Here is a 20,963-nt window from a genome sequence, read left to right as displayed (position 1 = left end):
AATATGAAGAAAGTTATAACGTACGGTACTTTTGATTTATTGCATTATGGACATATAAATTTGCTGAGACGAGCGAAAGAACAAGGTGACTATCTTATAGTTGCATTGTCAACTGATGAATTTAATTGGAATGAAAAACAAAAACGATGCTACTTTGATTACGAAAAAAGAAAGCAGCTATTAGAGGCAATAAGGTATGTAGATTTGGTTATTCCTGAAAATAGTTGGGAGCAAAAAATTAATGATATTAAAGAGTTTAAAGTAAATAGATTTGTGATGGGAGATGATTGGGCTGGGAAATTTGACTTTATTGAAAAAGAAACTAATGCTGAAGTAATATACCTTCCACGAACACCTGAAATCTCTACTTCTCAAATCAAAAAAGATTTATATTATAAATAATCTCTAGTTGCAAAAATGAGTTTATCAAAATAATTTTAAGATTTTAATAGTATTTAGGAACATCAAACTAGTAGGATCTATTAGTTTTGCATTTGAATTGGTCTTTAGAAACACTGAAAACATAATAAGATGAGAAGGTATAATCGCTGACAAATGATTTTACCTCCTCATCTTTTTTCTTATAATAGGCACGAGATAATTATTATAGAATGAATTTTTAAAGTCTCTAAATAAAGTATTTAGGAGATCTTTTGCATATATTTTCCAGAGGCATTCTAGGTATAGTTAGCATATTTGTATATTAATAACTACTGTCTCTTTTTTATGCTTATAAAAATCATTATTTAGTCCCTTTTATTATATGCTATAATTACATTAACACTAGTTCACTAAGTGTGTAGAAATAGGATTAAGGAGATACTTATGAAAAATACAATAGCTATCTTTATTAATATTGTCATATTGATAGCCTCGTTATTCACTTCAACAAATTATTCCATAGCAGATACCCAAACTTATAATCAGACTGAAATTAGCAGTGACGTAGGCATGTATAGCTACGAAAGCAGTGATGAGAAAAATGAAGAAGCGATATCTGAGTCTTCTCAATCTATTATTAATAGAGAAGAAACTGATAGTTTTAGTAGTTCGTCAAGATATATTTACTCGACAGAATCTACTTCTAGAACTTCTGAAGCAAACTCTGAGACTGAAAAAACAAATGTAATCCAATATGACACAATAAATGAGTATCCATCTAATAGATCTGATTTAAATTATAGTTCTAAAAGAAATAGAAGTAATGTCACCATAAATTCACTAATAACACCTTTAGATAAGAATCCAGGAACAGATTTTATTGATGTGTCTTCACATAACGGACCGATAACTGTGGAACAATTTAAAAAAATTAAATCTTACGGGATAAAGGCTGTTATAGTTAAAGTGACTGAGTATACAACCTATATCAATCCATATGCTCGCGCCCAAATTTCTAATGCTAGAGCTGCGGGAATGAGAGTAGGAGGCTATCATTATAGTTGGTATGAAAACGAAACCGAGGCTAGAGCTGAAGCAAATTATTTTGCTAAAAATGCTAACGATGTTGGGTTAACAAAAGCAGATGTCATGATAAATGATCTAGAAGAAAATAGTATTTCAGCTAATTCAAATCATACAAAGAATGCTCAAGCTTTCGAAAATCAGCTTAAATTACTTGGGTACTCTAATATACAACACTATATAGGTTTAAACTGGATTAATAGTGGATTGATTAATCCTCGTGATTTGGGTGAAAAAAAAATATGGGTAGCTGCTTACCCTTATACTGTCACTGATGAAAAAAAATATCAACAATATAGTGCTTGGCAATGGACATCTCAAATGTCTTTTCCAGATGTCCCAGGAGTTTTTGATGTATCTGTTGACTATGAAAATAAAATCAGCGGGCCACCACAAGGTATTCCTCTAACTGATAATCGGTATGTTACTATTACGAAAAAAGGATACAATTTGTGGTCAAACTTTAACTGGGATAAGCGTAATAGTACAGATAACTTATACAACCAAACGTTTGAATCAAGAGTGAAGTATAATCATATTAACGGATCGACCTACTTATCTTTGTATGATTTCAATGGGGTATGGAAAGGATACTTAAATACAGAGGCCGTTCAAGTAGCAGCCGGGAAACAAGGTATTCCTCTAACCGATAATCGGTATGTTACTATTACGAAAAAAGGATACAATTTGTGGTCAAACTTTAATTGGGATAAGCGTAATAGTACAGATAACTTATACAACCAAACGTTTGAATCAAGAGTGAAGTATAATCATATTAACGGATCGACCTACTTATCTTTGTATGATTTCAATGGGGTATGGAAAGGATATTTGAATGCAGAAGCTATAAACATTATAATAAATTGATTTTTATAATATAACAAAATTTAATTGGAGTGAAACTTGTGGATACTATATTGATTACTGGCGGAGCTGGTTTTATCGGTTCAACGCTAGCGAATTATTTGGGAAAAGAAAACAAAATCGTAGTAGTCGACGATTTATCAATGGGAAAAAAAGAAAACTTGGATATGGATAAACAAGTGACTTTCATTGAGGGGGATGTATCAGATTCTCAATTGATGGAAAGAATCATGAAAGAATATCAGTTTGCCTATATTTTTCATCTAGCTGCTGTAGCTAGTGTGGCAAATTCTGTAGAACGGCCTGTAGAAACACATCGTGTAAATTTTGACAGTGCGCTTTTATTGCTTGAGTTTGCACGGAAATATCAATCTAATTTAAAACGATTAGTATTTAGTTCATCAGCTGCAGTTTATGGTGATGAACCAACACTGCCAAAAAAAGAAGAATCAGTCATCCGTCCATTAACACCATATGCTATCGATAAATTTGCAGCAGAACAATATGTTTTGGATTACTGTCATTTATATGATGTTCCAACAAGTGCTGTCCGATTTTTTAACGTTTATGGCCCAAATCAAAATCCGAACTCTCCATATAGCGGAGTCATTTCGATTCTAGTGGATCGTTACAAAAAACAATTGGCAGGAGAAAAAGCGGAATTTACTTTATTTGGCGATGGGAGTCAGTCTAGAGACTTTGTTTATATAGAAGATGTTATACAAGCACTTTTACTTGTTGCCAAGGAAGAAAAAGCTTTAGGACAGCAATTCAATGTCGGGACAGGAAAAAGCACTACGCTACTTGAATTGATCCATTCAATTGATCAAATCTTAGGAACAGAGCTAGCGCTTAAATATGAAGCGGAGCGTTCAGGGGATATTCGTGATTCTTTAGCGGATATTTCAAAAATTCGTTCTTTAGGCTATCAGCCTAAATTTGATATATTGAGCGGAATGGAACGGTATTTAAAGTCAGAAATCAACTAAAACAAAAACCAGCAAGATGCTGGTTTTTTTGTTTCGACTTAGCTTTTTAAATTAACACCTTCCATCAGTTCATAAATCTGATTTCTTAAATCAGTGGCCGGCAATTTGATGTTTTTATCTGATTGGATATTACTTTCCATAACGATGGCATCTTTAGTGTCTTTTTTCATCGCCACTACTGCATGGAATCGATTGATATTCCCCTGAGCAAGGATATAATCGTTTCCACTGTAAACACCGCCGCTGTAAGGATGTTTATCACCATTATTTTGCCACAATGAGAAAAGTAGTTCTTTTGGTATGATACCGCCAGAAAGAACACTGGTAAAGAATTTGTTCAAGTCATAAACAGACATACTTATGTTTCCCGTACCTAATTCATTTCGGATGTCGGTTTCAGGCTCGATCAATGCTTTTGAATAATCGTCAGTTGCAGACATCTGGTAAGATACAGCATGTTGAGGCGAATTTTTTATATTGTCATAAAAATCTGTATGTTCTAGATGGAGAGGACGAATGATTTCTTTTTTTAGAAGAGTTTCATAAGGCTGATTCGTTAGTTTGATCAATATCCCTGTAAGCAATGTATAATTCAATGGTTCATAATGATACGTATTATAATCAGTAAGTTTCAAATGATGAAGGGCGAACTGAATGATTTCACTATCCGACATAGGTTTGTCGGGAGAAGCAGTTCGATGAAGACCAGAGCGCATATAAAGCATATTTTTGATTGTGATTTGCTGACTTCCAGGAATCTGAGGATAAAATTCAGCTAACTTTGTGTCAAAAGTTAACTTACCAGCTTGGATTTGTTTTAGTATCAGTAAAGCAGTCATTGCTTTTTGAATCGAACCGATTTGATAGTAAATAGAAGGTGAATTCGATTCTTTTACGCGCAGATTTGCATATCCATATCCTTTTTCTAATAGTACGCGATTATTTTTGCGTACATAAATCGAACCGATATAATCTGATTTTTGTAGTAATTGATCAATTTTGCTAGCAAGCATTTGCTCATCGGGCGTTAAATTGGAAGTAAGTTGTGCTGGCTCCGCTTTATAAGTTTGGGACTGAGGTGTTTTTGTTAATTGACCTCCTATAATGATGCCTGTTGAAAAGAAGCAGACAGACAATAATAAAATTACAAGAAAAGAAATAGAGATTTTTTGTTTTTTTCGATGTTTTCCTTTTGACATGTTAATTCCTTTCTATCCATTTTTAACTATTTTTCATTGTAATCCTCAAAAAGAGTATTTGCCACTTACAATTTTGACATAATATTTGGTAAAATAATTCACGGCAGTAGAAATTTCATGTATAATAAACAGAGTTACGAAGATGATAGTAAGGAGGAGTTGTTTTGTCAGGAAACAAACAACACCCAAGTAAAGATAAAAAAGAAGCCAGTAAGGCAGCTACAGCAGATATAATCGACAAGCGGAGAAATCTGCGTAAAAAAGAAGATAAGATTGTGAGGAAGATCATTTTAGTGATTGCTCTTACATTATTGATTATTGGCGGATTTCTTGGATTTACCGTGTATCGTTATGTAGATAGCGGGTTGAAGCCTTTAGATAAATCAGATGACCAATTAGTCCAAGTCGAGATCCCGAGTGGCTCTTCTAACAAGCAGATTGGTGAGATTTTGGAGAAGGACAATATTATTAAAAGCGGGATTGTTTTCAATTATTATACAAAATTTAAAAATTTAACTGGCTTTCAAGCTGGCTATTATCAGTTAGCGCCTAATATGACTCTTGACGAGATTGGCAAACAGTTGCAAGAAGGCGGTACTTCTGAGCCAACAAAAGTTGCAGATGGGAAAATTGCCATTCCAGAAGGGTACGATATCGATCAGATTGCTGAACGGGTAGCGAAGGTAACTGGTAAAGACAAGAAAGAATTTTTAGATTTAGTGAATGATGAGACTTTCTTTAACGAGTTGCACCAAAAATTCCCAGAACTGTTGGAAAGTGCATCTAAAGCTGAGAACACAAAATACCGTTTGGAAGGTTACTTATTCCCAGCCACATATGATTATTACACGAGTACTTCGCTTAAGGATCTAGTGATTGAAATGGTGAACAAGACGAATACGGTCATGCAAAACTATTATTCAGCTATCAAGCAGAAAAATTTGACTGTACAAGAAGTTTTAACTCTAGCTTCTCTAGTTGAAAAAGAAGGCGTAAAAGAAAATGATCGTAAAAACATTGCACAAGTCTTCTTTAACCGAATCAAAGCAAATATGCCACTTCAGTCAGATATCTCTGTTTTATACGCATTAGGTGAACACAAAGAATTAGTGACGTATGAAGATACAGCTGTAGATTCACCATATAATTTGTATACCAATACCGGCTATGGACCTGGACCTTTTGACAATCCAAGCGAAGAGGCAATCAAGGCAGTATTAGAACCAGCAGAAAATGACTATTATTATTTCGTAGCAGATACGAGCACTGGAAATGTTTATTTCGCTAAAACTTATGAAGAACATATGGAATTAGTGGAAAAATATGTAAATAATTCTTAGAAAAACAGGCTCTAGACATTGATCATTTTTAGAAAAACATTTACATTTGAAGAAAAGCGTGGTAATCTTTTTTGGACTATATTCCTCAAAAGATTACCTTTTGCGGTATTTTATCGAAAAAAGGAGACGTTACACATGGTAGAGAAAGTTTATCCAATGACTCTAGAAGGTAAAGAAAAATTAGAAAAAGAATTAGAAGAACTAAAAACAGTCAAACGCGGAGAAATCATTGAACGAATCAAAATTGCCCGCGGTTTCGGAGATCTTTCCGAAAACTCTGAATATGAATCAGCGAAAGATGAACAAGCATTTGTTGAAGGAAGAATCACAACAATTGAAAATATGATTCGTTTTGCTCAAATCATCGATAACGACGGTGTAGATGCAGATGAGGTATCAATTGGTAAAACAGTTACATTCATCGAACTACCAGATGGAGAAGAAGAAGAGTACACGATTGTCGGAAGCGCTGAAGCAGATCCGTTTTCTGGCAAAATTTCCAATGATTCTCCTATTGCGCAAGCATTGATTGGCAAACGTAAAAATGATGAAGTAACTATTGTTACTCCAGGTGGCGATATGTTAGTTAAAATCGTCAAAGTAGAACAAGCGTAGTCTGACTGAAAGATCTAGAGAGTTCATCTTACTGATGATACACTCTAGATCTTTTTCTCTTTGTGTATTTTAGATTTCAACAAACGATCTTACATCTAAAGTCCTATAGCCAACAGTTAAAAAAATAGGTATGATGAAATGAGAATGTGTCAGGAGGGAGAAAGAGCGATGAATAGTTCTTGGCGTTTTTTTGTGGTAGTTGAAGCACTACTGCTGTTATTTGCTGTTTGGCAAATCGTAAACAATACTGGACTTTTGCTTTTAGTGATATTCGGTATTTTCAATATATATCTAGCTATGCGCAAACATCCTCGTACTAAATTTCAAAATTTTCAATTGATATTAGGAAGTTTGGTCATTTTTTTTAGCTTAGTCAACAGTCCTGCTTTATGGATGATGGCTGTATTTGCCGTTTTATTTATTGGTCTGAAAGGTGTAGAGATTTCAGGGATAGATTTAACCAAAAATGCTTTTTGGCGAAAGAAACAGATCATGATGATCCAAACAGAGCAATTAAAAACACATAATAATGAGCGGAAAAGACAGCAATTATTCGGTAACCAACGTATTGGAAACGACGTCTATGAATGGGACGATATCAACATCGCCGTCATTTCTGGTGATACTATCATAGATTTGGGCAATACGCTTTTGCCAAAAGATGATAATATTGTGATTGTAAGAAAAGGGATAGGCAGAACACGGATCTTAGTACCTTTGGGCGTAGCCATCCGATTAGAGCATGCGACATTAGTAGGAAATGTCTTGTTTGAAGAAGAGCAATTTTCTTTGAAAAATGAACAAATCAAAATCTACAGCAGTGATTATGATGAAAACCCTCGTAGATTGAAGATTATTACTAATACCTTGATTGGAGATGTCGAGGTGATACGAATATGATGGGAAAAATATCCAGAGCGATGCTAGCTGTTTATTCGGGGATTGCGGCTTTCCTTATTATTCTATTTTCACTTTTCACTTATTTTTATGCCAGCAATCAAAGTCATTGGTGGGGAGAATTACTGCGTGCACGTTTATTATATGTTCCGCTTATCTTCCATTTGTTAGCCATTTCCTTAGGTGTAGGATTAATTGTCTTTCTATTATTATCACTTATTCAAAAGACAAAATACGGGAAAATCGAAGAAAAGCTGCGTGCACTTTCTTCTGGCAATTATGAATCCAAATTGTTGCTTCTTCCGATCCCAAGTGCATCGGACGATTTATACATCAAAGATATTGATAAGGAAATCACTAAGATAAAAGAAAAAATGATTGAAGTATCTAGTGAATTACAAATTGTAACGAGCCGTCCCCAATATGTAGATGGACAAACCAAAGAAGAAATTTTAGAATTAGAAAGACATCGATTAGCCCGTGAGCTGCATGATTCAGTTTCGCAACAATTGTTTGCAGCAATGATGATGATGTCGGCATTGACGGAGCAAGCAGAAAAAAGCGAGACACCAGAAATGTTCCGCAAGCAGTTGAAAATGGTAGCAGAGATCATCAACGCTTCCCAGTCTGAGATGCGTGCGCTGCTTCTTCATCTACGTCCAGTCAATTTAGAAGAGAAAAGTTTAAAGCAAGGTATCGAGCAGTTATTGAAGGAATTGCAAAATAAAATCCAGATTTCGCTGAAATGGGATGTAGAAGATGTAAAACTATCTAGTTCCATTGAGGATCACTTGTTCCGAATCGTTCAAGAATTGTTATCAAATACATTAAGACATGCCAAAGCCAATGAATTAGAGGTATATTTGCACAAAATAGACAATAATCTTTTGTTACGTATTATTGACGACGGAACAGGGTTTAATATGAATGAAACGAAAACGGGAAGTTATGGATTGAACAATATCAAAGAACGAGTAGCTGGTATTGGTGGAACAGTAAAAATCATTAGTTTTAAAGGGCAAGGTACAAGTGTAGAAATCAAGGTCCCTTTGATGAAGGAGGCATAGATAAGGATGATAAAAGTTTTACTAGTAGATGACCATGAAATGGTGCGCTTAGGCGTCTCTTCTTATTTATCTATTCAAGAAGACATTGAAGTAATTGGAGAAGCTGAAAATGGACGACAAGGCTATGAGAAGGCGATGACACTTCGACCGGACGTCATTTTAATGGACTTAGTCATGGAAGAAATGGATGGTATCGAATCAACAAAAGCAATCTTAAAAGATTGGCCAGAAGCTAAAATCATTATCGTAACCAGTTTTATTGATGACGAAAAAGTTTATCCTGCCATTGAAGCAGGTGCAGCAGGGTATTTGTTGAAGACCTCTACCGCACATGAAATTGCTGATGCTATAAGGGCAACGCAACGTGGCGAGCGAGTATTAGAACCAGAAGTGACAACAAAAATGATGGAAAAAATGAGTCGGCGAAATGAGCCTGTATTACATGAAGAACTAACGAATCGGGAAAATGAAATTTTAATGCTGATTTCTGAAGGAAAAAGTAATCAGGAAATAGCGGACGAATTGTTTATTACACTGAAAACAGTAAAAACACATGTTTCCAATATATTGGCTAAGCTAGAAGTGGAAGACCGTACACAAGCCGCTATCTATGCATTCAAACATGGTTTGGTGAAATAAAAACGATGATAAAGAGGATAATCAAAAGCTGAGAAAATAACTATTATTTTTCTTGGCTTTTTTACAATAATGATGCTTGCTTTTGTTTTTGTAAAGGCTTTGTTATACTGAGAAAAGAAGATACTAAAGGAGGAAAACGGTGAAACAAAATTTTGCAATTGTAGGTCTTGGACGATTTGGCGGAAGTATCTGCCGAACACTGATCGAAGCTGGTCAAGAAGTACTGGCTATTGATAGTAATGAAGATCGGGTCAATGAATATATGAATATAGCCACTCATGCTGTTGTGGCAAATGCACAGGATGAAATGACACTTCGATCATTAGGCATAAGAAATTTCGATCATGTAATTGTCGCTATTGGAGAAGATATTCAAGCCAGTATCTTAGTTACTCTGATGGTAAAGGAAATGGGCGTACCAAATATTTTAGCAAAAGCCCAAAATGAGTATCATGCCAGAGTACTTGAAAAGATCGGAGCTGATCGCGTCGTCCATCCTGAACGAGACATGGGAATACGGATTGCGCATAATTTAGTGTCAAAGAATATTTTAGATTACCTAGAGTTGTCAGATAAATATTCTTTAGCAGAAATCCGAGTATCCAATCCTAAATTTTTCAATAAAACATTATCTGAATTAAATTTCAGACAACGTTTTGACCTAACAGTAGTTGCAATTCGCAGAGTAGATCAAACGGTGATCGCTTCACCTGCAGCAGATGAATACGTTCGTGAAAACGATAATCTGCTAGTGATTGGTGAGACAGGCGATGTGGATATTTTAGACGATAAGATGAATCAATAGAAAGCAGGTTGTTAGGATGGAATTAACAGTAACGCCAAAAGCACAAAAATGGTTTGAATCAGAAATCGATCTGCCAGAAACTTACGGAATACGTTTTTTTGGAAAAGTCTACGGCAAAACAGAAGTTCATGATGGTTTTTCGATTGGGATGTCAGTGGAACAGCCTGAACATCCTGTCAAGAAAGTGGAAATAGATGGGACACTGTTTTTTATTGAGGATGCAGATGAATGGTTTTTTAAAGGATATGATTTACTTGTAGATTATGATCCAAAACTAGAAGAACCAACCTATCACTTTAAAAAACAATAGAAGCAAGAGGGTGTGACAAGTTGTCACACCCTCTTGCTTAAAATAGGCTGATTCAGCTATCAATATCCTGCAGACAATTTGACTTGATTGGTTTGAAGGTCATGAGTAGCAAGGTAGCTTTTTAGATTAGTTAAAAAAATAGACATTAATTTCTTTTGAAAATCAGGTGTCAAACCTGCAATATGGGACGTGATCAGTACATTGTCCATTTTCCAAAGAGGATGATTTTGTGGTAGAGGCTCCTCCTCAAAAACGTCTAATGCTGCAAAGGAAAGTTGCTGCTTGTTTAATGCTTGTATCAAATCTTGCGTTTTAACAGAAGCGCCACGACCGACATTGATAAATACAGCTTTTGAATCAAAGTGTTCAAATATGTGTTGATCAAAGAGTCCAGTTGTTTCCTCCGTTAGAGGTAAGATATTGACGACGAAATCTACTTCAGGGAGAACTTCCTGAAGTTGCTTTAAAGAAAAAGTTTTTTCCATTCCTTCTGCTGGATGACCGGATGTATTGATTCCATAGCAAATCATATCCAATGCTTTGACTTTCTTTGCAATCATTTTTCCAATATGGCCAGTTCCAATGATTAATATTTTTTTCCCTTGGATAGGTTGGTAATGGATTGAGGAACCTAACCATTTCATTTCACTCTGTGCCCTTTGTGCTTGGAAAAGACCGCGAGAATAACCTAGAATGATTCCTAAGACGTGCTCGGTGATCGATTCACTGTGGATACCACTTCCATTTGAAAGTAAGATATGTTTTTTTGAAAATGCTTCAAGGGGAGTTGATCAACTCCCGCTGAGATAGACTGTACCCATTTCAAGTTAGAAGAGGCTAATAGTTTTTCTTGATAGTTTGAGTTCCAACCCAAACTGATTTCTACATTTGGTAGATCCTCTGGTTGTAATTCTGTCTTGAAGACATAACCAGGAGCTATAGTATGGATTTCTTCGATAAATTCGTCACGAAATGGACGATCTGCGTAAATGATTCTTTCTGACATAGTTAATTACCCGCCTTTCTTTACTTTAAGTGTAGCGCATATAAGAAGAACTTTGAAGTGCCATGCTTTTTTAGAAATTAATATTGTATAAATAAAAAAGAGTTGTGACAAAAGATGTGTCACAACTCTTTTTCCGAATAAACGGTGTTCCAGAAGTAGCTTCTGCCACAACCTCTAAAAGAGTTTATTGAAGTTGAAATAATAAGTTGTCTGTATTTCTAACTGATCGATATTTTTGACCATCCTTTGACAGCTTGAGCAAAAATAAAGATACCTGCAAAAGCAATAAATGCACTAGTGTCAAAAGAAGGGAGAAAGATCATCAAGAGTGTTGCAATGATAGTCGGCAACGAGATTGAATAAATCAATGTCTTCAAGCAATCAAGGAAAGTAGCTTTTGTTAGTCGAAAGCGTGCATAGAGAAAAGCAACGACATTGGCAAATAGTAAAGTGATCAGCAGATTCAAGAAACTAGGATAAATCGAAAATAGAAAGGTCAGGGCTTTTACCCAAATCGGTATAGATGCTTCACTTAAGAAGGATCGAAGCTGCTTACCTGTTAAATTTTTTAAAGATTCATTGGTGTAAGGAAGCTCTAACTGATTATTATTCAATAAAGCAGAGGTAGTGCCTGTATTGGGAAGAGCAATGATAAGTTTGTCTTTTAACATCCCGACACTAACGAAATTTCCCATCAAATCAGTAGAGATGTCTTGTTCTGTACGTTTTCCCTCTGGATCAAATGTAAAGATAATGGAGTTTGTTTGGTAAATGAAACCTTCTTTTTCTTTTGTTTGAAGCTGTCCGTTTTGGACTGTAAAATCAGGAATGCGGGTAGCAATCTTTTGTCCGTCCAATTGAATGTTATTTAAGACTTGAAAAACTTGGAAAGAGATTGGCAGAGCCATAATTACACTCAAAATCAGAAGATAGACAATAGCTTTCCAAAATGGAACGTTTCTCGCCTCCTTAAGGTCTTTGAATCGTATAAAGGAACTGATAATTAATTGTTTTGTTGTCATAAGTACTCCTCATCTAGTAGTGTCATCACTTGCAATTCTAGCGAAGTATCAAGTGAAATACAAGTGCTTTAAGGAAACATCTGAATGATTGGTGAAATATCAAAAAAATGTTATTCTTGATTTAAGATTATTCAATACAAATAAAATGGAGGAATGAATCGTGCATACACAGCCACAGAGATCATCAAAAAAGCTATTTGGGGTAGTGGTGCTGAATGCGGTGATCACTTTATCAGAATTTATTGGAGGGGTTGCGTCGGGAAGTTTGTCTCTTGTTTCAGATGCTTTTCATAACCTTAGTGATACATTAGCAATCATTTTTTCTTATGGAGCACAAAAAATGGCCAAAAAAGAAGCGAATGAAAGGCATACGTACGGTTACCAGCGTTTAGAAATATTGAGTGCTTTCATCAACTCATTCATACTGATCATATTATCTTTGTTTTTAGCTGTTGAAGCATTTAAACGGTTCAATTCCCCAGAAAAGATAAATAGTCATTTGATGCTGATAGTAGCAGTTATCGGATTGCTTGCGAATTTGTTTTCGACGTTATTGTTGAGACAAGAAGCAGACGAAAATTTGAATATAAAATCTAGTTATCTGCATTTGTTAAGCGATACACTGTCTTCGATAAGTGTGATTATCGGAGCAGTTTTGATTCGATTTTTCGGTATCTATTGGATTGATCCAGTTATTACATTGATCATTTCGATATATATATTGTTAGAAGCAATAATAGTGATTAAAAAAGCTGCGGCTATTTTGATACAAAGTGCACCTACGATCGACTATGAAAAAATGGAGCAAGAAATCAAAGCAATCGAAGGGGTGAAAGATGTTCATCATGTCCACATTGGCAGTATAGCGAAAAGATTATTATTTTCGACGGACATATTGATTTTGAAGATCAGCTGCTAAGCGAGATTGAAAAGGCATATCCGCGTATAACTTCTTTATTAAAATTAAAGTATGGGATTACACATGTAACGATTCAAGCAGAGACACATGTAAAAGACCAAAAAAAATTAATTTTTTTAAATAAAGATGAAAGTTACTGAAAAATAGAGTATGATAAATAAGAATTTCTAATAAGGTAGGTTGGCTCATGAAGCAGTATCGACAAATAAAAGGATATTTAGAAGCAAAGGGATATTGGGAGATACTGGTTTATCTCTTTTTTGGTGGTTTGGCTACGATTGTGAACTTTGTTAGTTTTGCCCTCGCACGCCAATATTTTGATTTAAGTATGGCTCTATCCAATTCTATTTCATGGTTTTGTTCTGTATTGTTTGCTTTTGTGACGAACAAACTTTGGGTATTCCATTCAAAATCACCGAATTTTACACATGCACTTATTGAATGTGGTAAGTTCTTCTTTTACCGCATCCTTTCTTACGGGTTGGACATGGGAGCAATGGTGTTATTAATCAATGTCATGAACAGCAATGAATATGTGGCAAAAATTATCACTCAAATTATTGTTATCCTAGCTAATTACATTTTCAGCAAGTTGTTCATTTTCAAAGAAACTGAGGTTTTTGAAGAAGAAGTAGGCCAAGGAGAAAAAGACGACTAGGCATAACTATTGAAGAATTTCCTTCTCTTTGTTACTCTTTGTAATGTAGACATTATAAAGAAAACATTGAGGAGGAATTTTTTTATGACTTACACATTACCAGATTTACCTTATGCATATGACGCATTGGAACCTTACATTGATGAAGAAACGATGCACCTGCATCATGACAAGCATCACAATACTTACGTAACGAATTTAAATGCAGCAATCGAAAAATATCCAGAATTAGGCGAAAAAACAGTAGAAGAATTATTATCTGATATGGATGCTGTTCCAACAGATATCAAAACAGCTGTACGCAACAATGGTGGTGGACATGCTAACCATTCATTTTTCTGGGAAATCATGGCACCGAATGCGGGCGGCGAGCCTACTGGGGCAATAAAAGAAGCAATTAATGAAGCTTTTGGCGATTTTTCTTCTTTTAAAGAAGAATTCAAAAAAGCAGCAGCTGGACGTTTTGGTTCTGGTTGGGCTTGGCTTGTAATGGAGAATGGGAAATTAGCTATTACCTCTACTGCAAATCAAGATTCTCCATTGATGGAAGGTAAGACACCAATTCTAGGTTTAGATGTTTGGGAACATGCTTACTATTTGAAATATAAAAATGTACGTCCAGACTACATTGCAGCATTCTGGAATGTTATTAATTGGGACGAAGTAAATAAACGTTTCGAAGCAGCAAAATAACTATTTTCTCCATCATATCAGTCTTAAAAATAATTTGGAAAATAAACGAGCGAAAGCTTGCGAGCGTTTTCTAAATTGGGTATAATGTTCTTGCAAGGTTACTTGCAAGAACTTTTTTGGAGGCTATACATTTATGGAACACGGAACAGTTAAATGGTTCAACAATGAAAAAGGATTTGGGTTTATTACAGTAGATGGCGGAGATGACGTATTTGTTCATTTCTCAGCAATTCAAGGAGACGGCTTCAAGAGCCTAGAAGAAGGCCAAGAAGTAGAATTTACGATTGTTGAAGGTGCGCGCGGTCCTCAAGCTGCTGAAGTGACTAAATTATAATAATTTGTTGGATAAAGACACGACTTCTTAGGGAGTCGTGTCTTTTTGTCTATTCAAGAAGTTTTTTGATTTCTTGACTAAGTAAATAGATTTGTTCACTAGACATTTCATAACTAATTGTCAAGCAAGGTACATCTTCTTCATAAGTAACGGTTTTTAAAGAAGTATCAGTTGTTCGGATGATCAATTCCGGCTTGAATAAAAGGTCGTTAGTAAACACAACATTTAAATACATACTCAGCTGTTCTTGAAGAATTTCCATATATGCTAACTCCAAACCAATCGGAAGGTCACTCTCAAATTTGATTTTGATTTCTTTATTAAAGTAAGTAGGAGAAATGATCAACATGAACGCTTCTGCTAAATTCCAAGAATGCAACCAATCAAGTTCCTCAGATTCGTTTTTAAATTGTTCCGTCAATCGGTTGATTTCTCGGTGGAATGCCGGATAACTCATCTCGATAAAAGAGGTAATTTCATGTTTGACGATCGAAAATTGAGGAAATAGCAATCCATGCATCCCATTTGCGAGCAGTGTACTGTTCAACAGCGACTTTTTTGAATGGATTTGGGCAGACTTGAATCGATTGGAGTGAATATAAGAATAAAAACTAGTCTGCAGTTGTTTTACAGGAGTCGCAATTTTTGTATGGATACGCAAAGCAGTTTGCAGATAGTCCTCTTTCAAATAAAAAGCAGCCCGAGATTGCATCCAAAGAAACAAGAACATGCTATCTGTCAGACTGAAACGCATACGTTTATAATTCGTTGTTAACTCTTCAGCCATTTTTTCAAAGCCATTCCAAAGGTCAAGTGAAAAATCAGGTAATTCTTTTGCTGGAATAACGTGTCCTTGTTGAGAACGAAGATAAGTAACAGCTAGTATAAAGGACCATTCGATCATTTTTATCTTATTTGGTTTTTGATGAACGATAGCAAAAGAATCCTCCACTTCTGAAAATAATTGATGAAACTCTATTGAAGCAAAAGGCCATTCAACACTGCGATAGGATGGCCATAGTATCAAATAAATCAAATAACGAATTTGCATCTCACTTCCTTTGAAATACATCTCGCCTTTTTTTGTTTTGATCTGCAGTTGATATTTTTTTAGTATCTGATTGATGCGAGTAATGTGCCGCCGAAGGATGGATTCACTGATATTATTATCCTCAGAGAATTCCGCAATCGTTACTTTCGAGTCAAGGCATAAATTTTTCAACAGATGAAAAATAGGCGAGCGCTTCAAAATGGACAGAATCAATTCTTGAAAATCCGAATTGGTACCTAAAAATAAATAATTACGTCCTTCCTTTCTGAACTGATCGCTAATGGAGAGGGTGCGTACTTGTTCACAATAATTTTGTACAGAACGTTTGTCACAAGCAGTGAATTCAGCTAATTGTTCGATAGACCAAATTTTATTGGAATGATAGATGGTATCAAGAATAGTAATCTGTAAACGTGTGGTCTTTTCCAATAATGAATAAAAATCCATGAATTTTAATTCCTCCAATCAATAATTAGTACTTAAGTTATCTTGATATTAAAAAATAATGTTATTTTTTAACGGAAAATGTATGCAGAAAAAACAATTTATAATAAAAAAAAGTTTGTTATATGAAAAGCTATACCTTTAGTTTGATAAACAAAATATTGATTTTATTGTTATTTTATTTATTTGTGAATAAATTTACTTCAAAAAATAAAAATATTTTTTATTCTTTTATGCTTAATTTCATTATAATTCATCTCATAAAAAAAGCATAATTTTATACTAAAAATAGAAAATCGATTATTTTGTACTTTATTTTCGTGAAAACTGGATAGTTATTTAAAAAAAGATTAAAACTTAATAATAGATTTATCATTGAGATGTTGTTAAACTTCCTCTGACTTAAGTTGAAAACAAAATCTGCACAAAAAGATATCTTTTTGATTAAAAAATGATAGCTAAGGGGTGTTGTAATCTTTTCTTTTTTATAACGATCAAAAATTTGGGGATGAACGATAGAAGGGTGACAGGAGGAAAAAATGAAAAAGGATTATAAAAAAAGTATGAACCAGAAGGCACGGGCAAAAAGTAGATCGAAAAAAATCTTGCTTGCCGGTACATCCATTGCAGCTGGTGTGATGTTAGGGATCACACCAATCTCAATGGCTACGCCATTATTTACTATTGGTTCTCAACAAGTACATGCAGATGTAATCAGTGGGCAACTGTTTAACAATTTAAGTACAACGAATACTAGTGGGACTACAGCTGCTGCCCCATTTCTTCTTCAGGGGGCGAGTCGGGATGTTGATTTTGTTATATCAGCGAATAGTGGTATTGATGTTAGCGTGATTAATGGAACGCGTCGTGCTGTCTTAGCTATTCCAGAAGAAATGCAAGGATTGGTCACTCCGAATGGAACTGGTACTTTCTACACAGATATTTTGCTTCCAGGAAATAGTTTAGCACCTCTATTAAATATTGTAGATGGAGCGGTGACTACTTTGGTAGGAGCAGTAGAAGGTTTGATTAATTTGAATCCTTTAGCTACAGTGAATCTTTCGGAAGTTTATGAACAACTTGCTTTATTGAATAATCTAAGTACACTGACTTCTGCTGAAGTAGAATTGCAGCTTCAAATGCAAGGGGATGAATACATCTACGGAGAGCTAGACGGTGCCTTGGAAACCGTGATACGAGAAAATTTAAGTAATATATTGAGCGGAATCAATAATGCAGTTCAAGCAATCGAGGCAACTTCAACTGGAGGGCTTCTTGGAGATGCAGCGGCCGGAACAATCAATACTGCTTTAGCAGTTACAGTCAAGCCAGCGTTCAATCTTACGTTTAATACCGCTTTGGCATTGGTGAATGTCGGTTCTTCTTTCCTTGGTAATCTTGCTGATGCAAGTATTTTGGGTGAAACGACTGTTACTATACCGACAACGATCCAAGATCCTACTTATGCAGACTTAACAAATGCAGGTGTCGACATGACTGTTCCTTATGAAGCAGGATTTATCGGTACCATTCTTAAATCAGACATTCTATCGATCTCTATTGCTTCGAATGTTGATGGCTATTCTCCAGTGTTTTATGCAGCTGAAGAAGTCACTGCTCCTTATAACGTAGAAGTTACAGGTAATTTTACTGATGGTTATGAGGTGACTGGGATGGCAGATCCCAATGCCACAGTTCGTATTTATGATGATGAAGGAAATATGATTGCAGAGGGACAAGCAGATGAAAATGGTAATTTTGCTATTCCAGTCTCGGCAGAAGATGTTGTGCCCTTAGAACAGATCCAATTGATTGCTTATGATGAAAATGGTGTGGCAAGTGCGCCAACAGCAGCAATTATTCCAGATGATGATGAAGGAGATGCTGATGCCGATGCCGACGCTGATGCTGATGCGGACGCTGATGCCGATGCGGACGCTGATGCCGATGCTGACGCCGATGCCGATGCTGACGCCGATGCTGACGCGGACGCTGATGCCGATGCTGATGCTGATGCGGACGCTGATGCGGATGCGGACGCCGATGCGGATGCGGACGCCGACGCTGATGCCGATGCGGACGCCGATGCCGATGCCGATGCGGACGCCGACGCCGATGCTGATGCCGATGCGGACGCTGATGCCGATGCCGATGCCGACGCTGATGCCGATGCGGACGCCGATGCCGATGCCGATGCCGACGCTGATGCTGATGCTGATGCCGATGCTGATGCAGATGCCGATGCGGACGCTGATGCCGATGCGGATTCTGACGCTGATGCCGATGCCGATGCGGACGCCGATGCCGACGCTGATGCCGATGCGGACGCTGATGCCGATGCCGATGCCGACGCGGATGCTAATCATCCAATGGGAGACATGCATTCTCATGATCAAGATTCAGTGCAGATGCCAATAAGACATGGTCATTCAAATACTCCAAAACCAAGTACTACAGGTGGCTCTACACCGAAATCCTTGCCAAAAACTGCTGAGACATTTCATAGTTCACTTTCTTGGTTAGGAGCAGCTCTGTCTACACTATCTGGTTTAGGAATTTGGAAAATCAAAAAAAATAAAAAAACAGATAACAATAAATAATTAAGAAAGAAGCCGTTGCGGCAAGCAGTTCCGTATCTATGATTTTTTGATAAAAACGGATGTTCAGATTTTGTTTGCCGCAACTTCTTTTTAATATGAGGTGATTGAGTGCTAGTTAAGACAAAAGAAAGCTATTTGCCAGCAATCAAAGAAATGATAGAAACAATTGAAACAAATATATCAAAACAATTGATGATCGTCTCTACAGGAGATTTTACGAATAGAGGAAAGATCTTTGAATTCTACGGCAGTAATTTTGATACGATTTGGCGGAATTTTTTGACAGCATACCATGTCAATAAGCTGGATCAGGCGACTTATTTAAGAATTGATATTGTTATTGAAGAAGAAAAAAACAACTATGAGCAGTTTATACAGCACTTAAAAAAATCAGAAGAAATAATTACATTGATTTCAATGTAAGAATTGATGGGCTAAGAAAAAGAAGTTTCTTAAAAGAAGAACTGGTAGCAAATGCGATCATCAAACCTAGTAAAACACATAAAGTTGGGAAGAATCTTCCTGATTTAAGAATCGACGCTCAAAATTACCGCAGTTATGTGAAACGCAAGTATGGTCGTGAAGAGACAGATCTCAGCTACTTGGAGCGTTCTGCGTTCTATTACTTTAAAACAAAATCTTTTTATTTTGAAGGCGGTCATATTTATCCTTTGCAAGATTACGGTAATGGAAATTGCTTACGGGAAGTTTCATATGAAAATTTATCAGAAATAACAGATCTAGTGATCGAAAAAGGAAGTATATATCTACAAAACCAGCTAACTGCTACAGGAAAATTTATTTACGGATATTATCCTTGTTATAATCAACTGCTTAAAGGTTACAATTCCGTGAGACACTTTTCGTCTTTATATGCGCTAGCCGAAGCAGCAGAATACTTTTCGGATGAAAAAATGCTCTCAGAGGTTGAAAAGGGTTTAGATTGGGGGATTGAAAATCTGACTTCGGAGACTGACGGTTATTTTTTAATCAAGGATTATTTAAACACAGAGATCGAATATAAGCTAGGAGCACAGGCTACAGCAATCTTAGCTTTTTCAAAATACATCGAACAAACAGGTGATGAACAATACGTTCCAATCCTAAATCGTCTGATAGAAACTGTTTCCGCTAAATTTTTAACAAATGAGCATCGAACGATTCATGTACTTAATGCACAACTAGAAACGAAAGAAAAATTTCGGATCATTTATTATGATGGTGAAATTTTATTCTCTTTGCTTCGAGCATATGAGATTTTAGGCAATAAAGAAGTTTTTGCTATATGTCAAGGTTTGATGGACCAGTTCGTAGCGAACGACTATCAAAAATATCATGATCATTGGTTAAGTTATGCGACCAATGAAATGCTGAAACATAGCCAGACAGAAGAATATTATCGCTTCGGTATAAAAAATGCGTTAGATAATATCGACTTTATTGATAAAAGAGATACTGCTTATCCTACGATGCTGGAATTGCTTGTCGCTGCTTCAAAAATGATGAGAAAATTGGAGTTCAGCACGTGGAGAAAAACGATTTTTGCTGAAGAAACTGACTTCTATAAGGTAAAAGAAAGAATAAATACAGTAATGAAAAAAAGGGTGAGACATGAGATTACTACTGGGGTCATGTTCCCTGAATTTGCTCAATTCTTCAAAGAACCAGAAACAATAAAATATGGCTTTTTTGCACGTCATGATCGTTTTCGTATGAGGATCGATGATGCAGAGCACTTTTTATCAGGATTGATTAACTATCGAATGTATGATCAAAAGAAGGAGTGAGAAGAATGGTTGGATTCATTCGCTTTGTTACATTAGCTGCATTTGGTGTTTTCTATTTAGGTCTTAAAATACGTCGGAAAAATGATCAAAAAAATAATCTGAAAGAATCAGATTTAAGTCAATATAAGAAAAATGAAGAAGGGTTGTATCCTTGGGAAGTGGATCAAGATGATTCTCCGAAAAGGATCGAACCGAATGCCTCCAGATATGTAAACCAGGCAAGGCCAAGAAGAGGCAGGTGGTAAGGCGTCTAGAAAAAA

The 20,963-nt window shown here is 35.9% G+C and carries 18 protein-coding genes and 3 pseudogenes; 17 read left to right on the top strand and 4 right to left on the bottom strand.

All coding sequences use genetic code 11. The features are described from left to right. The first annotated feature begins 3 nt into the window (after nucleotides 1–3). The 3 genes from tagD to FTX43_RS13540 all read left to right on the top strand — a co-directional run bounded on the left by tagD (nucleotide 4) and on the right by FTX43_RS13540 (nucleotide 3,317). Nucleotides 4–402, top strand: a complete 399-nt coding sequence (tagD, locus tag FTX43_RS13550; RefSeq protein WP_002334670.1) for a glycerol-3-phosphate cytidylyltransferase — start codon at nucleotides 4–6, stop codon at nucleotides 400–402. Nucleotides 403–825: 423 nt separating this feature from the next. Next, nucleotides 826–2,331, top strand: coding sequence for a GH25 family lysozyme (locus FTX43_RS13545; protein ID WP_147607122.1), 1,506 nt, complete (start codon nucleotides 826–828; stop codon nucleotides 2,329–2,331). 38 nt (nucleotides 2,332–2,369) lie between these two features. Then, nucleotides 2,370–3,317 (top strand): NAD-dependent epimerase/dehydratase family protein, encoded by a 948-nt coding sequence (locus FTX43_RS13540; protein ID WP_147607121.1) that lies wholly within the window; start codon nucleotides 2,370–2,372, stop codon nucleotides 3,315–3,317. Nucleotides 3,318–3,355: 38 nt separating this feature from the next. Here FTX43_RS13540 and FTX43_RS13535 read toward each other — a convergent pair whose 3' ends face one another. Then, nucleotides 3,356–4,516: a serine hydrolase gene (locus tag FTX43_RS13535; RefSeq protein WP_002310313.1), complete on the bottom strand. Its 1,161-nt coding sequence runs from the start codon at nucleotides 4,514–4,516 to the stop codon at nucleotides 3,356–3,358. Nucleotides 4,517–4,680: 164 nt separating this feature from the next. On the opposite strand from FTX43_RS13535, the gene mltG reads away from it, so the two are divergent. The 7 genes from mltG to FTX43_RS13500 all read left to right on the top strand — a co-directional run bounded on the left by mltG (nucleotide 4,681) and on the right by FTX43_RS13500 (nucleotide 10,189). Further along, complete coding sequence (gene mltG, locus FTX43_RS13530) at nucleotides 4,681–5,856, top strand: endolytic transglycosylase MltG (protein ID WP_002289159.1); 1,176 nt, start codon at nucleotides 4,681–4,683, stop codon at nucleotides 5,854–5,856. A 135-nt stretch (nucleotides 5,857–5,991) separates the two neighbouring features. Continuing rightward, nucleotides 5,992–6,471 (top strand): transcription elongation factor GreA, encoded by a 480-nt coding sequence (gene greA / locus FTX43_RS13525; protein WP_002292872.1) that lies wholly within the window; start codon nucleotides 5,992–5,994, stop codon nucleotides 6,469–6,471. A gap of 168 nt (nucleotides 6,472–6,639) precedes the next feature. Continuing rightward, entirely contained in the window at nucleotides 6,640–7,371 is a 732-nt protein-coding gene (gene liaF / locus FTX43_RS13520) for a cell wall-active antibiotics response protein LiaF (protein ID WP_002292871.1), read from the top strand. Continuing rightward, complete coding sequence (gene liaS, locus FTX43_RS13515) at nucleotides 7,368–8,435, top strand: two-component system sensor histidine kinase LiaS (RefSeq protein WP_002289154.1); 1,068 nt, start codon at nucleotides 7,368–7,370, stop codon at nucleotides 8,433–8,435. Before liaF ends, liaS begins: the two co-directional genes overlap by 4 nt. A gap of 6 nt (nucleotides 8,436–8,441) precedes the next feature. After that, complete coding sequence (locus FTX43_RS13510; protein ID WP_002289153.1) at nucleotides 8,442–9,074, top strand: response regulator transcription factor; 633 nt, start codon at nucleotides 8,442–8,444, stop codon at nucleotides 9,072–9,074. A gap of 139 nt (nucleotides 9,075–9,213) precedes the next feature. Continuing rightward, nucleotides 9,214–9,879 carry a TrkA family potassium uptake protein gene (locus tag FTX43_RS13505; RefSeq protein ID WP_002292869.1) on the top strand — a complete coding sequence of 222 codons (666 nt, stop codon included), beginning with the start codon at nucleotides 9,214–9,216 and terminating at the stop codon, nucleotides 9,877–9,879. Between the two features lie 16 nt (nucleotides 9,880–9,895). After that, the gene (locus tag FTX43_RS13500; protein ID WP_002292868.1) at nucleotides 9,896–10,189 is read left to right on the top strand and encodes a HesB/YadR/YfhF family protein; all 294 of its coding nucleotides are present in this window, start codon (nucleotides 9,896–9,898) and stop codon (nucleotides 10,187–10,189) included. Between the two features lie 59 nt (nucleotides 10,190–10,248). Here FTX43_RS13500 and FTX43_RS13495 read toward each other — a convergent pair. Both FTX43_RS13495 and FTX43_RS13490 read right to left on the bottom strand, forming a co-directional pair. Continuing rightward, nucleotides 10,249–11,195 (bottom strand): annotated as a pseudogene (locus FTX43_RS13495) (phosphoglycerate dehydrogenase). A 218-nt stretch (nucleotides 11,196–11,413) separates the two neighbouring features. Beyond that, a complete protein-coding gene (locus FTX43_RS13490; RefSeq protein ID WP_002310317.1) occupies nucleotides 11,414–12,217 on the bottom strand; it encodes a DUF1189 domain-containing protein in 804 nt (267 codons plus the stop codon). Between the two features lie 160 nt (nucleotides 12,218–12,377). Here FTX43_RS13490 and FTX43_RS13485 point away from each other — a divergent pair. The 4 genes and pseudogenes from FTX43_RS13485 to FTX43_RS13470 all read left to right on the top strand — a co-directional run bounded on the left by FTX43_RS13485 (nucleotide 12,378) and on the right by FTX43_RS13470 (nucleotide 14,821). Beyond that, nucleotides 12,378–13,276: pseudogene (locus FTX43_RS13485) on the top strand (cation diffusion facilitator family transporter). Nucleotides 13,277–13,323: 47 nt separating this feature from the next. Next, entirely contained in the window at nucleotides 13,324–13,794 is a 471-nt protein-coding gene (locus FTX43_RS13480) for a GtrA family protein (protein WP_002310319.1), read from the top strand. Nucleotides 13,795–13,878: 84 nt separating this feature from the next. Further along, on the top strand, nucleotides 13,879–14,487 hold the full coding sequence (locus FTX43_RS13475; protein ID WP_002310320.1) for a superoxide dismutase: 609 nt from the start codon (nucleotides 13,879–13,881) through the stop codon (nucleotides 14,485–14,487). Nucleotides 14,488–14,620: 133 nt separating this feature from the next. Continuing rightward, the gene (locus FTX43_RS13470; protein ID WP_002292860.1) at nucleotides 14,621–14,821 is read left to right on the top strand and encodes a cold-shock protein; all 201 of its coding nucleotides are present in this window, start codon (nucleotides 14,621–14,623) and stop codon (nucleotides 14,819–14,821) included. 49 nt (nucleotides 14,822–14,870) lie between these two features. Here FTX43_RS13470 and FTX43_RS13465 read toward each other — a convergent pair whose 3' ends face one another. Further along, nucleotides 14,871–16,319: a helix-turn-helix domain-containing protein gene (locus tag FTX43_RS13465; protein ID WP_002341255.1), complete on the bottom strand. Its 1,449-nt coding sequence runs from the start codon at nucleotides 16,317–16,319 to the stop codon at nucleotides 14,871–14,873. Nucleotides 16,320–16,855: 536 nt separating this feature from the next. Here FTX43_RS13465 and FTX43_RS13455 point away from each other — a divergent pair. The 3 genes and pseudogenes from FTX43_RS13455 to FTX43_RS13440 all read left to right on the top strand — a co-directional run bounded on the left by FTX43_RS13455 (nucleotide 16,856) and on the right by FTX43_RS13440 (nucleotide 20,948). Further along, nucleotides 16,856–18,916 carry an adhesive domain-containing protein gene (locus tag FTX43_RS13455; RefSeq protein ID WP_147607120.1) on the top strand — a complete coding sequence of 687 codons (2,061 nt, stop codon included), beginning with the start codon at nucleotides 16,856–16,858 and terminating at the stop codon, nucleotides 18,914–18,916. Between the two features lie 108 nt (nucleotides 18,917–19,024). Continuing rightward, a pseudogene (locus FTX43_RS13445) lies at nucleotides 19,025–20,703 on the top strand (hypothetical protein). A 5-nt stretch (nucleotides 20,704–20,708) separates the two neighbouring features. Further along, entirely contained in the window at nucleotides 20,709–20,948 is a 240-nt protein-coding gene (locus FTX43_RS13440) for a hypothetical protein (RefSeq protein ID WP_002316958.1), read from the top strand. Nucleotides 20,949–20,963 lie beyond the last annotated feature (15 nt).

Origin of the sequence: Enterococcus sp. DA9 (genome assembly GCF_008000875.1) — a bacterium.
GTDB classification, from domain to species: Bacteria; Bacillota; Bacilli; order Lactobacillales; family Enterococcaceae; genus Enterococcus_B; species Enterococcus_B lactis.
This window is presented reverse-complemented; position numbering and strand designations above follow the sequence as displayed.

Excerpts from the sequence above, each read along its gene's own strand:
- FTX43_RS13455 (WP_147607120.1), top strand. The coding sequence starts at position 16,856 with ATGAAAAAGGATTATAAAAAAAGTATGAACCAGAAGGCACGGGCAAAA.
- liaF (WP_002292871.1), top strand. The coding sequence starts at position 6,640 with ATGAATAGTTCTTGGCGTTTTTTTGTGGTAGTTGAAGCACTACTGCTG.
- FTX43_RS13475 (WP_002310320.1), top strand. The coding sequence starts at position 13,879 with ATGACTTACACATTACCAGATTTACCTTATGCATATGACGCATTGGAA.
- FTX43_RS13535 (WP_002310313.1), bottom strand. The coding sequence starts at position 4,516 with ATGTCAAAAGGAAAACATCGAAAAAAACAAAAAATCTCTATTTCTTTT.
- FTX43_RS13500 (WP_002292868.1), top strand. The coding sequence starts at position 9,896 with ATGGAATTAACAGTAACGCCAAAAGCACAAAAATGGTTTGAATCAGAA.
- FTX43_RS13440 (WP_002316958.1), top strand. The coding sequence starts at position 20,709 with ATGGTTGGATTCATTCGCTTTGTTACATTAGCTGCATTTGGTGTTTTC.
- greA (WP_002292872.1), top strand. The coding sequence starts at position 5,992 with ATGGTAGAGAAAGTTTATCCAATGACTCTAGAAGGTAAAGAAAAATTA.
- liaS (WP_002289154.1), top strand. The coding sequence starts at position 7,368 with ATGATGGGAAAAATATCCAGAGCGATGCTAGCTGTTTATTCGGGGATT.
- FTX43_RS13470 (WP_002292860.1), top strand. The coding sequence starts at position 14,621 with ATGGAACACGGAACAGTTAAATGGTTCAACAATGAAAAAGGATTTGGG.
- tagD (WP_002334670.1), top strand. The coding sequence starts at position 4 with ATGAAGAAAGTTATAACGTACGGTACTTTTGATTTATTGCATTATGGA.
- FTX43_RS13545 (WP_147607122.1), top strand. The coding sequence starts at position 826 with ATGAAAAATACAATAGCTATCTTTATTAATATTGTCATATTGATAGCC.
- FTX43_RS13490 (WP_002310317.1), bottom strand. The coding sequence starts at position 12,217 with ATGACAACAAAACAATTAATTATCAGTTCCTTTATACGATTCAAAGAC.
- FTX43_RS13465 (WP_002341255.1), bottom strand. The coding sequence starts at position 16,319 with ATGGATTTTTATTCATTATTGGAAAAGACCACACGTTTACAGATTACT.
- FTX43_RS13480 (WP_002310319.1), top strand. The coding sequence starts at position 13,324 with ATGAAGCAGTATCGACAAATAAAAGGATATTTAGAAGCAAAGGGATAT.
- FTX43_RS13510 (WP_002289153.1), top strand. The coding sequence starts at position 8,442 with ATGATAAAAGTTTTACTAGTAGATGACCATGAAATGGTGCGCTTAGGC.